This window comes from Allobosea lupini, from assembly GCF_900109525.1.
Lineage (GTDB): Bacteria > Pseudomonadota > Alphaproteobacteria > Rhizobiales > Beijerinckiaceae > Allobosea > Allobosea lupini.
In genome coordinates, this window is record NZ_FOAN01000001.1 from 982,520 (window position 1) to 994,672 (window position 12,153).

The following is a 12,153-nucleotide window of genomic DNA, read 5'->3' on the forward strand; positions in this document are numbered from 1 at the left end:
CAGGTCAATGCTGCACTGCGCCATACGCCTATCGAATTATGCCGCAGCGCAAAAAACAAGAGGAAATGCGGAAAGTTCCCCGCCGTTTGCCTTCTGGCGAGGCCACGGCGATACCACCTGTATGGACATGATTCGAGAGCTTCACGGCACGACCGTGCTCATCTGCGCCGAAAACGGCTCGCCACTTGCCGCCGAGCGCGACATCAACGACTTCCTCGGCGCCGCCTGGGCGGCTGACGCGGCGATGGTGGCGATCCCGGTCGCGCGGCTCGATCCCGCTTTCTTCCAGCTCGCGACGCGGCTCGCCGGCGAGGTCGCGCAGAAATTCGTCAACTACCGGATGCGCCTGGCGATCGTCGGCGACATCAGCGCTCAGTGCTCACAAAGCAAGGCGCTGCGCGACCTCGTCTACGAGAGCAATCAGGGCCAGGCGCTCTGGTTCGTCGAGGACCTCGCAGCGCTCGACGCCAGGCTGGCAGCCTGAAGGCGATCAGGCCTGGCGGCTCGCCGCCAGCATGTAGTTGACGTCGAGATCGCGCGAGCGCGACCAGCGATCGGCGAGCGGGTTGTAGGCGACGCCCTCGCGGGCGAAGACCGAGAGCCCCCCGGTCTCGATCGCCGCTTCCAGCTCGTCCGGCGTCACGAACTTCTCCCAGTCATGGGTGCCGCGCGGCAGCCAGCGCAGGATGTACTCGGCGCCGACGATGGCGAGCGCATAGGATTTCAGCGTGCGGTTGAGCGTCGCCATGACGAGCAGTCCGCCCGGCTTCACCGCCGCGCAGCAGGAGGCGACGAAGGCCTCGACATCGGCGACGTGCTCGACGACCTCCATGGCGAGCACGATATCGAAGCGCGCGCCGGAGGCGACGATCGCCTCGATCGTCTCCTCGCGATAATCGACGCCGACGCCGGCCTTCTGCGCATGCGCCCGCGCTACGGCGATGTTGGTCGTGGCCGGATCGAGCCCGGTCACCTGCGCACCGAGCCGCGCCATCGGCTCGGACAGCACGCCGCCGCCGCAGCCGATGTCGACGACGCTCAGCCCTTCAAGTGCGCGCAGCGACTTGGGATCGCGATCGAAGCGCTCGCTGGCGAGGTCGCGGATGAAGGCGAGCCTGACGGGATTGAATTTGTGCAGGACCGCCATCGGCCCTTTCGGATCCCACCAGCTCTTCGCCAGCGCGTCGAAGCGCGCGACCTCGGCCGGGTCGATGGTGGAGCCTTCGCGTGCCGTTGCGGTCATCGCCTTTGATATCCCGTTTATGCGCGTGCGGGCCGTGGCTGCATTGACACTTTCCGCGCTGCCCGTCATCTACACCCGCCCTTCGCTAGGTGCGAGGGGACGTTTCGTCCCGGCCCGGCCGGGCGCAGATTAGAGAGCCTTTAGACGTCATGGCCCGTCTGGTGATGAAGTTCGGCGGCACATCGGTCGCCACTGTCGAGCGCATCAAGAACGCGGCCCGCCACGTCAAACGCGAATTCGACGCCGGCAACCAGGTCGCGGTCGTGGTCTCGGCCATGTCGGGCAAGACCAATGAGCTCGTCGCCTGGTGCAAGGAAGCGTCCTCCGTCTACGACCAGGCCGAATACGACACCGTCGTCGCCTCCGGCGAGCAGGTCACCTCCGGACTTATGGCGATCGTGCTGCAGGAGATGGGCCTGCCCGCCCGCTCCTGGCAGGGCTGGCAGATCCCGCTCTACGGCTCGGACGCGCATGGCTCGGCCCGCATCGAGGGCGTCGACGGCGCCGGCATCCTCGCCGGCTTCGACCGGAACCGCGAGATCGCGGTCTGCTCCGGCTTCCAGGGCGTCAACCCGCGCAGCCACCGCATCGTCACGCTCGGACGCGGCGGCTCGGACACCAGCGCCGTCGCGCTCGCCGCGGGCCTGAAGGCCGATCGCTGCGACATCTACACCGATGTCGACGGCGTCTATACCACCGATCCACGCATCGTCCCGAAGGCGAGACGGATGGACAAGGTCTCGTTCGAAGAGATGTTGGAGATGGCCTCTCTCGGCTCGAAGGTGCTGCAAGTGCGCTCGGTCGAGATCGCCATGGTGCAACGCGTGCCGACCTATGTGCGCTCCTCCTTCGACGACCCCGAAAACCCCAATCCAGGCACCCTCATCTGCGACGAGGACGACATCGTGGAACAGCAGATCGTCACCGGCATCGCCTTCTCGCGCGACGAAGCCCAGATCACGCTCCGGCGCGTGGCCGACAAGCCCGGCGTCGCCGCGGCGATCTTCGGGCCGCTGGCCGACGCCAACATCAATGTCGACATGATCATCCAGGTCGTCTCCGACGACCAGGCGACCACCGACATCACCTTCACCGTACCGACCGCCGATTACGAGCGCGCCCGCAAGCTGCTCGAAGATCGGCATAACGACATCGCCTATCAGGCGCTGCAGGGCGCGACCGACGTGGTGAAGATCTCGGCCATCGGCGTCGGCATGCGCAGCCATGCCGGCGTTGCGGCCCGTGCCTTCCGGGCGCTGGCCGAGAAGGGCATCAACATCCGCGCAATCACCACCTCCGAGATCAAGTTCTCGGTGCTGATCGACGCCGCCTATACCGAGCTGGCGGTGCGCACGCTGCACTCGCTCTACGGGCTCGACGCCGCCTGAGCACAGGTCGAATTCCCGGCGGCGCCGCCCTGTTCGCGCCGCCGGATGGTCACGAAATGACCTGATCACCTCCAGCCTCTCGTCCCATCGCTGGTGTTCAATCGCCCTTCCGCAACCGATGGAAGGACATGTCATGCGTATGATCACGATCGCTGCCGCGAGCGCCGCCACGATCCTGGCCGGCGCCGCCTATGCCCAGGCGCCGTCGACGGAGCGCCCCTCGGCCAAACCGCCCGCCTCCTCGCAGGAAGCTCCTGCAGGCGCCCCGACGATCACCTCGGTCAAGGTCGTCGAGATCGACGAGCTTCCCGAAGCGAGCAAGGCACAGGTCAACCAGCTGGTGGCGACCCGCACCGCGGCCGAGCTCGAGACGCTGCGTCAGGCCGTCGAGAAGGCGCCGGCTGCCAAATCGGCCGTCGAAGCCAAGGGCTTCTCGACCCGCGACGTCGTCCTGGCCCAGGTGAGCAACGAGGGCGAGCTGACCATCGTCACCAGGAAGACGAGCTGATCGGGCCGAAGCCGATCGGCTGGATGCGAACCGTGTAGCGAGCCCGGTACGGACTATGTCCAGAACGGGTTCGCCGCCTCGAATCTCCGCCAGCGCTTCTTGAGCTTGCGGCCGGCTTCGATGGTATGGCGGGATTGCCAGCCATGGATGGCGCCGGCGGCGAAATGCAGCTCCGGCCCCGGCGCCTTGCCATCGCGCAATTCGGCCAGGAGGTGCTGCGTCGTCGCCGCGTCGTTGGCGAGGCCGAGCGCCTCCTGCAAGCGCGACAACCGAGCCAGGTATCGTCGCGCCGCCGGGCCTTCATGCAGCGGCGGGAAGAATTCCGCGGTGTAGCGGAGCTTCTTCAAGGCCAGCCGCAATTCGTGACGCCCCTCGGGCCGGAGGCTGCCGAAGCCGCGGCCACGCTTCAGCGCCTGGCGATGCGTGCGCGCCAGCACCCGCCCGGCGAAATCATCGGCCGGCTCGGCGAGCACCGCCATGGCCTCGCTGGGAAGGCCGCTGCGCCAGCCGCGGCGCTCGATCAGGGCGCCGAAGGACAGCAGGAACCGGCTGGTCTGCGGGTTCTCCATCCGCTTGGCGATATCGGCATAGCTTTTCGTCTGGAATGGCTCCGCAGCCTTGCGCAGCGCCGACAACCCGGCATCGTCGAGCCCGTCGGCCTCGATATCCGGCACGGTCTGGGTGATGAAGACATCCCAGTTGCGGGCCGGCCCCAGCACATGGCCGAGGCGCTTCGCTTCCCGCCCGACCGGCTCGAATGCAGGCGAAGCGACCTCGCGCTTCAGCACCGACAGCGCCGAGCGCAGGCGGCGCAGCGACACCCGCATCTGGTGGACACCCTCAGGCCCCGAGCGCGTCGCCACCGCCGCAAGATTGCCGAGAAGCTGCCTGTAGGTGTTGGCGAGGATCGCGGCGATCGCCGCATCAGCATTGTCGTGCGCGCCGATCTCGACCGGCCTGGCCTTCACCGCCTGCGGCAGGCGCGCGAATGCGAGCCCGTAACCGCGCGCTGACTTGCTTTGCGTCGCGAGCTGCAACGGGGCGACGTCCAGCATGGCGAGCCCGAGGTCGTAGAGCGCCGCCGCCTCGCCTTCCTTCAGTTCGAGTTCGACCTCGCTGACCTGCAGGGTCTTCTCGCCGGCTTCGATCGTGCCGTCGTCGAAGGCGATCTCGATCAGCGCGCCGGCATAGTCGAGGCGGCGCAAGCGTCGCCTGACGCGCGTGGCGAAGACCGGCGCGAGCTGCCCGGCCGACAGGCTGGCGAGCGGCTCGCCGATCTCGGCGAGCGGCAGCAGAGCAAGATCGAGCGTGCCATCGGGCAGCGCGACCTCCCACTCGTCACGCGCCAGCGGGCCGCCCGAGCCCGAGCGCTTCAGCGTCTGGACATGGCGCTTGCCGCTGCGGCGCACCCGCAGCGCCAGGCCGTTGCGGTCGAGCAGACGGTCTGGCGTGTCGTAATAGACCGCGTCGAGCCGGCGGGTGACGCCCTGATTTCGGGCATGGCGCGCAATCAGATCGGCGCCGCGCAGCGCCTCCAGCGCCTCGGGCGACGCGGCCAGTTTCAGCTCGATCTCGCGCGGCGGCTGCGTCTGCGGCTCGGAGGCTGCGACACCCTCGGGCTGGGCGGCATCGTCTCTCGGCACGGCGTCCAAGGCTTCTCTCCACCGGGCAGTGCGTGAGCCGCGACACTAGCTGCGCAGGCGGCAGCTTGTCACCACTTCGCCCGAGGACCGAGCCCCGGGCGAAGTGGCGCAGGCGTCAGAGTCCTTGCCGGATCGCGGCCTCGACGGGCGAAGAGGCGCCATCTTCCCGATCCAAACGGAGCGGCTCACGCGGCAACAGCGGCGGCTGCGCCATGAAGCGCGGCGTCTCGCCGCGATGCGGCTGAGCGGAATGCACCAGGAAAGGATGGCAGAGATAGACCGTGCCGGCCTGCCCCGTCGCCAGCAGCTCCTCGCACCCGGCGCTGCCGGTGAAGCCGTCGGCGGCCAGTTCGCGCAACGACAGGCCGGCCTCGCCCGCCGGCGCGAGCTGGCGGGCGATGTGATGATGCGAGCCCGCCCTGATACGCGTCGGCGCATCCTGCTCGCCGACATCGGAGAACAGGAAAAGCATCAACAGCGCCCTGCCCTTCGAGGCGAGATTGACGCGCCAGTTCATGAAATCGGGATCGTCGAAGCCGAAGCTGACATCGACATGCCAGCCGGCATCGCCCGGGTCCTCCGCTGAGGGAAAGCGCACCGGAAAGGTACCCATGGCGCGACAAGGCAGCCAGCGCCCTGCGCCGACAAGTTGGTCGAAGGCGCCATGCAGCAACGGCGTGTTCGCCGCCGCGACGAAGGGCGCAGCGCTGTACATGCCGAGCCGGATCACCGGCTCGGTCCAGCTCGACGGATCATGCGGATCGCAGGCGAGATCGCGCCAGAGGATGGCGCGAGCCTCATCGGCAAGCGCAGGCGGGAAGGCATGATCGAGCCGGACGAAGCCGCGCTCGACGAAATGGGCGATCTGCGCGGCGTCGAGGACGCGGGCGCCGGTTTCAGGATGAACCATTGACGGATGTCTTTCGATATCGGCCAGCCGAGACGCCCGCCGCGCGGGCAGGCTGGCAAAGGACCTTCGGATGCGCAGCATCCGTTTGCGGTGCCGAGCGCGAGACGCGCTGCAGGTCCGCAGGAAGGTCAGACGAGATCGAAGACGGCAAACATCATCATGATGCGTGCAGTATCGCAGCGGCCGCCGGGGCGATCAACCCTGCGGGCCTCGGTCTGAGCCGAAAGGCGCGCTGGCCAAGCCGGCAGCTGCCCTGCCACGATATGGCATCCCCGGATTCGGGCCCGGATACTGAATGCGGATCGCCATCCTCTCCGACATCCACGCCAACCGCGAGGCGTTCGAGGCGGTGCTGCAAGCGGTGCGCCGGCTCGCGCCGGACACGCTGGTGCTGCTCGGCGATATCGTCGGATACGGCCCCGATCCGGGGTTCTGTGTCGATATCGCACGCGAACTCGTCACCGCCGGCGCGATCTGCATCCGCGGCAACCATGACCAGGCCGCCGTGCGCGGCCCCGCCGGCATGACGCCGAATGCGCATGAGGCGGCGCTGTGGACCAGGGCGCAACTCTCAGCAGGGCAAAGCGCCTTTCTCGACAGCCTGCCGCTGACGGCAAAGCTCGACGGCGTGCTCTTCGTCCATGCCAGCGCCCGCGACCCCGACGCCTGGCACTATGTCCGCGACCTCCGCAGCGCGGAAGCGTGCCTGGCGGCGACAGACGCGGCAACAGTGGTCTGCGGCCACACCCATCTGCCGACGATCTTCTATGCGAGGGCCGGGCGCGAGCCGGTGGCGTTCATCCCCCTGCGCGACGTCCCGGCGCCGCTTTCGGCCGTACACCGGCATGTCGTCGTGGTCGGCGCCGTCGGCCAGCCGCGCGACGGCGACCCGACGGCATGCTTTGCCCTGCTCGATACGCAGGCGCGCGAGGTCACCATGGTCCGCGTGCCCTACGACACGCAGGATACCGTGCGAAAGATCAGGGCGGCAGGCCTGCCCGACTGGCTCGGCCTGCGCCTGCAGATCGGCAGATAGGGGGCAAGATGGAACGGCCTCACACCGGCTCGGTCATCGATGGCTTCACCTTGGGCGAGCGGCTGAAGGCCGGCGGGATGGCAAGCCTCTGGCACGCCAGCCATCCGGATCATCCCGGACCGCTGGTCGTGAAGATTCCGGTGCTCGACCCCGGCGCCGACGTCTCTGCCATCGTCGGCTACGAGACCGAGGTGCTGATCCACAAGCGCCTGTCGGGCCCGCATGTGCCGCGCTTCGTCGCGTCGGGCGATCTTTCCCGCATCCCCTTCATCGCCATGGGTCTCGTTGCCGGCACAGCCCTGGCCGATCGCATCAGGCAGGCACCCCTACCCTTTCCGGAGATCCAGCGCATCGGCATCGCGATCGCGACGGCGCTGGCCGATCTGCACCGGCAGCACGTCGTCCATCTCGATCTCAAGCCCGAGAACGTGATCCTGACCGACAAGGGCGCGGTGCTCCTCGATTTCGGCCTCGCCCGCCATGCCGAATTGCCCGACCTGCTCGGCGAGGAGAGCACCGAGCCGATCGGGACATCAGCCTATATCGCGCCGGAGCAGGTGCTGGGCGAACGCTCCGACCCTGCGAGCGATCTCTTTGCGCTCGGCTGCCTGCTCTATCAGATGGCATCGGGCGAAGAGCCGTTCGGCCGGCCCAAGACCGTGCCCGGCATGAAGCGGCGGCTCTATCATGCGCCCAAATCCTTGCGCGCGGTCAATCCGCAGGCGCCGGCCTGGCTCGAGGCAATCATCGCACGCTGTCTCGAGGTCGATCGCGGCAGGCGCTATGCCGATGCGACCAGGCTCGCCTTCGACCTGCGCCACCCCGAGCAGGTCACCGTCTCGCGCAGGCGCCCGACCGCCGGGGAACGCAGCCTCGCCAAGCGGCTGGTCGACCTCTTCCAGAAGCGCCACGAAGCCGAGGTCACCGGCACGCCGACGGTGGCGCGACGCAAGGCCGGCCCCTCGATCGTGCTGACCGCCGTCGATCTCTCGGAGGGGCTGGATGCGCTGGCCGCCGCGATCCTCGCCGAGACGAGCCGGCTCTTGGCCGCCCGGCCAGACTCCGCCCTCGCCTGCCTGACGGTGCTCAAGACCGAGATCATCGGGGAGACCAAGACCGTCGATGCGGAAGGTCGCTCGCTCTACATTGGCCGGCTGGTAGCGCTGAAGGACTGGGCCCGGCCGCTGCACCTGCCGGAGGACCGCGTCAGCTATCACGTGATCGAGGCTGTCAGCGCCGCCGATGCGATCCTGCGCTATGCCGGGCACAACGACATCGACCATATCGTGCTGGGCGCGCGCTCCTCCTCGGCCGTGCGCCGCCATCTCGGCAGCGTCTCGACCAAGGTGGTGGCGGAAGCGCTTTGCTCGGTCTCGGTGGTGCGGGTGAAAGGCGGGGCGAGCGAGAAAGATCCCGAGAAGGATTAAATCGTACCAGGATCAGAACCGATCGGAGGTCTCATGAGCAGGACCCGATCTCTCAGCATCACTCTGCCGCATGAGATGGCGCGGATAGAGCGTCGACGACTATCTCGAGCCCCGCGATGGAGAGCGGATCGCACGCGATCATGTCGCCCGCCTCTACGTCCGCCGTAGATCGGAGCGAAGAATCGGCACCTTGGCCCCGTCCAACGCGGCTTTGGACTGAAATCCCGCAGCCGGTGGCGACGTTCTATGATCGGTGCTAGGACTTTTGGTTATCCAGCCTGACCTACGTTCATGCAGCTGAATCCGCTTCGTCACGCCGAACTCGTCACGGGCCGCAGACAGTCGGCTCTCATCGACCTCTGGGCGACGACGGGCTTTGCCGCGGCCGTCAGCGAGGTCACCGGTCCGCATCTCTACGAATTCGGGCAACTGCCGGTCCCGACGGTCGCGATCACGCTGTATGATGTACGGCGTCACGTGCTGATCGAGAACGGCAGGGTTCGGCGCGACGCGCCGGTGCGCGCTGGCCGATTTCGGATCGGCCAGCCGGGATGCAGCGTGGTTGTGGATGCCGTGCCCGATGTCGGCTCGGGCAAGCTGCTGCTGCTCTATCTCGGCGAAACCGTGCTCCGGGACGTGGCCGCCGCGCGCGGATCGACGGAGCCGATCGCCCTGATGGACAGGGCCTGGGACACCGAAGACCCGATGCTGGAGTTTTCCGCGAAGCGCCTGGTCGAGGCGAGCGCAAGCGGTCATCGCCCCAATCCGCTGCTGGCCGAACAGGTCGCCTACACGCTCGCGCTGCACCTGTCGGATCGCTACGCGATATCCGGCCCACCGAAATCCGAGCCTATGCCGCCCCTGGACGGAACGATGCGCCGGCGCATCGCCGAGTTCGTGCGCGCCGATATCGGCGCTCCCGTCACCTTGGCGGCCATGGCGAAGGTCGCCGGCATGAGTCCCTCCAGCTTTATCCGGAGTTTCAAGCGCTCGACGGGTCTCACGCCCCATCGTTTCGTGATCGAGGAGCGCGTCGGCGCGGCGAAACAATTACTGGCGACCTCCGACCTGCCGATCGTCGACATCGCCCTGGCGGTCGGCTTCTCGTCACAATCGCATTTCGGTGTCGCCTTTCGGGCGGTGACCGGCGCGAGCCCGGCACTCTATCGGCGCCAGATAGGCGGGCGTTGAGCATTTTTCGACAAAATTCCGGCATTCGAGCCGGCGCCGGAGAATTTTCCGGCAGACCGACCCGAAGGTTTTGAGAGACCTCTCCTGACGAACCTATCGCCCATCGAAGGCGAAGCGTGGGAGGTAACGACCAGTGACATCCTCAAGTACAGTCACGCCGATCGAAGACACGAGTCTGACCGGCTTCTACAAGGACATGACCGTCCCCGAAAAGCGCACCTTCTGGGCCTGCGCGACGGGGTGGGCGCTCGACGGCATGGATTTCATGATCTACCCGCTGGTGATCGGGACGATCATCACGCTGTGGAAGGTCGATGCGGGGACCGCCGGTCTCGCAGGCACCGTGACATTGCTCGCCTCGGCGGTCGGTGGATGGGGCGCCGGCTATCTCGCCGACCGGATCGGCCGCGTGCGCACGCTGCAACTCACCATCGTCTGGTTTTCCTTCTTCTCGCTGCTGTGCGCCTTCGCCCAAAACTTCGACCAGTTGCTCGTCTTCCGTGCCCTGCTAGGGCTCGGCTTCGGTGGCGAATGGGCCGCCGGCGCCGTGCTGATGGGCGAAACAATCCGGGCGCAGTACCGGGGACGTGCGGTCGGCTCGGTCCAGTCCGGCTGGGCTGTCGGCTGGGGGCTCGCCGTGCTGGCGCAGGCGGCACTGTTCTCGCTGCTGCCGGCGGAGCAGGCCTGGCGCTGGATGTTCGCGATCGGCGCACTACCGGCGCTGCTGGTCCTGTATCTGCGCGCCTATGTGAAGGAGCCGGAGGTCTCGGTCGAGACGCGCGCCAAGGGGGCAGCCTCCGGCGACAGGCCTTCGATCCTCGAGATCTTCAAAGGCCCGATTCTCAAGACGACCATCCTCGCCTCGCTGGTCGCGACCGGCTGCCAGGGCGGATATTACGCGATCACCTTCTGGGTCCCGCGCTTCCTGACGACCGAGCGCAAGCTCTCGATCGTGAGCTCCACCGGCTATCTCGCGGCGCTGATCATCGGTTCGTTCGTGGGCTACCTGGTCGGCGCCTGGTTCGCCGACAAATACGGCCGCCGCAACCTGTTCCTGACCTTTTCGCTCGGAGCGATGGTGGTGGTCCTGGCCTATACGCAGCTTCAGCTGTCGAACGAGCTGCTCTGGGTTCTCGGTTTCCCGCTCGGCTTCTTCGCCTCTGGCTATTTCTCGGGCATGGGCGCCTTCCTGACGGAGCTCTATCCGACCAGGCTGCGAGGCTCCGGCCAAGGCTTCTGCTATAATTTCGGCCGAGGCGTCGGGGCTCTCTTTCCCTTCCTGGTGGGCTATCTCTCGCAGATGACCTCGCTCGCCAACGCCATCTGCCTGTTCGCGCTCATCGCCTACGTCCTGTTCTTCCTGGCCGCCTATGCGCTGCCGGAGACGCGCGGCAAGGTGTTGCAAGCCGATGCGTGAACAGCCTCCCTCGACGGATCGGGCCCCGGCTTGCCCTGGGCCCGATCCTCATCCGCACCGGCCGACGCGCTTCGTCGTGCCGCAAGGCGCGGTCGATACCCACGCGCACGTCATCGCGGCGCCGCCGGCCCATCCCTTGGTGAGTGGACGCAGCTACACCCCTCCCCCGGCGACTCCGGAGAGCTATCTGGCGATGCTGGACGCGACCGGCATGAGCCATGGCGTCCTGGTTCAGGTCAGCGTGCACGGCACGGACAACAGCCTGATGGTCGAGACCCTGACGGCGAACCGCGATCGGCTGCGCGGCATCGCCGTCATCCCTCTCGGCCTGCCCGACAGGGAGCTCGCTGCGCTCAAGGCGGCCGGCGTCGTCGGCTTGCGCCTGAACGTCCTTTATGGCGGCGGCGTCGGCTTCGATCAGCTGGATCAGTACGCGGCGCTCGCCCGGGAGATGGGCTGGCACCTGCAATTCCTCGTCGACGCGAAGGACCTTCCGGACCTGAGCCCGAGATTGGGCAAGCTGCCCGTGCCCTTCGTCGTCGATCATTGGGGGCATTTCCCGACCTCCCGCGGGATCGCCGACCCGGGCTTTCAGGCCCTCGTCTCGCTCGTTCGCGATGGTGCCTGGGTCAAGCTCTCGGGCGCCTATCGCAACTCGGTCGGGGGCCCGCCCTATGCCGACACCGTGCCCTTCGCCCGCCTGCTTCACGAGGCGGCGCCGGAGCGCTGCGTCTGGGGCTCCGACTGGCCGCATGTCGCGCATTGGCAGCACATGATGAATGTCGGCGACCTGCTCGATCTGCTCGCCGACTGGGTGCCCGATCCGGTAGCTCGCGCTCGGGTGCTCACTGACAATGCGCACCGCCTCTACGGCTTTGCGCCCGCGGGCCTGACGACGGCCTCTTCGCCCCCTGCGGCGACGGAACCGGGACGGCAGCCCTCATGACCGGCGATTCGCGCGCCACTGAGGAGGTGCAGACGGCCCTGCATCGGCTTCTGGGCGATGCCGGGCTCGCCTCGAATCAGGCCATGGCGTCCTATTGTGTCGACCGGCGTAGCGAGTTCGGCGCCCCCGCGCTCGCCGTGGCGCGCCCGAAGACCGCCGATCAGGTCGCGGCCATGGTCCGGCTCTGCGCCCAACGGAGCATCGCCATCTTGCCGCAATGCGGCAACACCAGCCTGGCGGGCGGTGCCGTGCCGATCGCCGGGCGGGCGCAGATCGTGCTCAATCTGTCGCGGATGAACGCGATCCGTTCCGTCGATCTCATCGGCATGACCATGACGTACAAGCAGCCCGCACAGCTCGAGCTGATGCAAACGATCAAGCAAGCGCCGGACCCGCACGCCATCATCAACCCGGGCAAGATCCAGGGCTAGAGCAATTCCGCAA

12 protein-coding genes are annotated in these 12,153 nt (G+C 67.4%); 9 read left to right on the forward strand and 3 right to left on the reverse strand.

From position 1 onward, the window contains the following. Nucleotides 1-121 precede the first annotated feature (121 nt). Nucleotides 122-484: a DUF4180 domain-containing protein gene (locus BMZ21_RS04780; RefSeq protein WP_091830206.1), complete on the forward strand. Its 363-nt coding sequence runs from the start codon at nucleotides 122-124 to the stop codon at nucleotides 482-484. Between the two features lie 6 nt (nucleotides 485-490). On the opposite strand, the gene ubiG is transcribed toward BMZ21_RS04780, so the two are convergent. Next, on the reverse strand, nucleotides 491-1,243 hold the full coding sequence (gene ubiG / locus BMZ21_RS04785) for a bifunctional 2-polyprenyl-6-hydroxyphenol methylase/3-demethylubiquinol 3-O-methyltransferase UbiG (RefSeq protein WP_091830207.1): 753 nt from the start codon (nucleotides 1,241-1,243) through the stop codon (nucleotides 491-493). Between the two features lie 149 nt (nucleotides 1,244-1,392). Between ubiG and BMZ21_RS04790 the strand changes: the two genes are divergently transcribed. Both BMZ21_RS04790 and BMZ21_RS04795 read left to right on the forward strand, forming a co-directional pair. Further along, nucleotides 1,393-2,631, forward strand: coding sequence for an aspartate kinase (locus tag BMZ21_RS04790; protein ID WP_091830209.1), 1,239 nt, complete (start codon nucleotides 1,393-1,395; stop codon nucleotides 2,629-2,631). Between the two features lie 133 nt (nucleotides 2,632-2,764). Beyond that, nucleotides 2,765-3,139 (forward strand): hypothetical protein, encoded by a 375-nt coding sequence (locus BMZ21_RS04795; RefSeq protein WP_091830211.1) that lies wholly within the window; start codon nucleotides 2,765-2,767, stop codon nucleotides 3,137-3,139. Nucleotides 3,140-3,192: 53 nt separating this feature from the next. On the opposite strand, the gene BMZ21_RS04800 is transcribed toward BMZ21_RS04795, so the two are convergent. Both BMZ21_RS04800 and BMZ21_RS04805 read right to left on the reverse strand, forming a co-directional pair. Continuing rightward, on the reverse strand, nucleotides 3,193-4,782 hold the full coding sequence (locus BMZ21_RS04800) for a CYTH and CHAD domain-containing protein (RefSeq protein ID WP_244543715.1): 1,590 nt from the start codon (nucleotides 4,780-4,782) through the stop codon (nucleotides 3,193-3,195). A gap of 115 nt (nucleotides 4,783-4,897) precedes the next feature. Continuing rightward, entirely contained in the window at nucleotides 4,898-5,692 is a 795-nt protein-coding gene (locus BMZ21_RS04805) for a phytanoyl-CoA dioxygenase family protein (protein ID WP_091830215.1), read from the reverse strand. A 295-nt stretch (nucleotides 5,693-5,987) separates the two neighbouring features. Between BMZ21_RS04805 and BMZ21_RS04810 the strand changes: the two genes are divergently transcribed. The 6 genes from BMZ21_RS04810 (at nucleotide 5,988) to BMZ21_RS04835 (ending at nucleotide 12,140) form a co-directional block, all read left to right on the forward strand. After that, complete coding sequence (locus BMZ21_RS04810) at nucleotides 5,988-6,728, forward strand: metallophosphoesterase family protein (protein ID WP_091830217.1); 741 nt, start codon at nucleotides 5,988-5,990, stop codon at nucleotides 6,726-6,728. 8 nt (nucleotides 6,729-6,736) lie between these two features. Beyond that, entirely contained in the window at nucleotides 6,737-8,155 is a 1,419-nt protein-coding gene (locus tag BMZ21_RS04815) for a bifunctional serine/threonine-protein kinase/universal stress protein (RefSeq protein WP_091830219.1), read from the forward strand. 291 nt (nucleotides 8,156-8,446) lie between these two features. After that, nucleotides 8,447-9,346, forward strand: coding sequence for a helix-turn-helix domain-containing protein (locus BMZ21_RS04820; protein ID WP_091830221.1), 900 nt, complete (start codon nucleotides 8,447-8,449; stop codon nucleotides 9,344-9,346). Nucleotides 9,347-9,479: 133 nt separating this feature from the next. Then, nucleotides 9,480-10,763, forward strand: coding sequence for an MFS transporter (locus BMZ21_RS04825; protein ID WP_244543692.1), 1,284 nt, complete (start codon nucleotides 9,480-9,482; stop codon nucleotides 10,761-10,763). Next, nucleotides 10,756-11,709: an amidohydrolase family protein gene (locus BMZ21_RS04830; protein ID WP_091830223.1), complete on the forward strand. Its 954-nt coding sequence runs from the start codon at nucleotides 10,756-10,758 to the stop codon at nucleotides 11,707-11,709. The genes BMZ21_RS04825 and BMZ21_RS04830 overlap by 8 nt, the downstream gene beginning before the upstream one ends. Continuing rightward, entirely contained in the window at nucleotides 11,706-12,140 is a 435-nt protein-coding gene (locus BMZ21_RS04835; protein WP_143079649.1) for an FAD-binding oxidoreductase, read from the forward strand. Before BMZ21_RS04830 ends, BMZ21_RS04835 begins: the two co-directional genes overlap by 4 nt. Nucleotides 12,141-12,153: the final 13 nt, after the last annotated feature.

What these genes read in the sequence shown, in the direction of transcription:
- BMZ21_RS04780 (WP_091830206.1), top strand. Translation starts at nt 122, where the DNA reads ATGGACATGATTCGAGAGCTTCACGGCACGACCGTGCTCATCTGCGCC.
- ubiG (WP_091830207.1), bottom strand. Translation starts at nt 1,243, where the DNA reads ATGACCGCAACGGCACGCGAAGGCTCCACCATCGACCCGGCCGAGGTC.
- BMZ21_RS04790 (WP_091830209.1), top strand. Translation starts at nt 1,393, where the DNA reads ATGGCCCGTCTGGTGATGAAGTTCGGCGGCACATCGGTCGCCACTGTC.
- BMZ21_RS04795 (WP_091830211.1), top strand. Translation starts at nt 2,765, where the DNA reads ATGCGTATGATCACGATCGCTGCCGCGAGCGCCGCCACGATCCTGGCC.
- BMZ21_RS04805 (WP_091830215.1), bottom strand. Translation starts at nt 5,692, where the DNA reads ATGGTTCATCCTGAAACCGGCGCCCGCGTCCTCGACGCCGCGCAGATC.
- BMZ21_RS04810 (WP_091830217.1), top strand. Translation starts at nt 5,988, where the DNA reads ATGCGGATCGCCATCCTCTCCGACATCCACGCCAACCGCGAGGCGTTC.
- BMZ21_RS04815 (WP_091830219.1), top strand. Translation starts at nt 6,737, where the DNA reads ATGGAACGGCCTCACACCGGCTCGGTCATCGATGGCTTCACCTTGGGC.
- BMZ21_RS04820 (WP_091830221.1), top strand. Translation starts at nt 8,447, where the DNA reads ATGCAGCTGAATCCGCTTCGTCACGCCGAACTCGTCACGGGCCGCAGA.
- BMZ21_RS04830 (WP_091830223.1), top strand. Translation starts at nt 10,756, where the DNA reads ATGCGTGAACAGCCTCCCTCGACGGATCGGGCCCCGGCTTGCCCTGGG.
- BMZ21_RS04835 (WP_143079649.1), top strand. Translation starts at nt 11,706, where the DNA reads ATGACCGGCGATTCGCGCGCCACTGAGGAGGTGCAGACGGCCCTGCAT.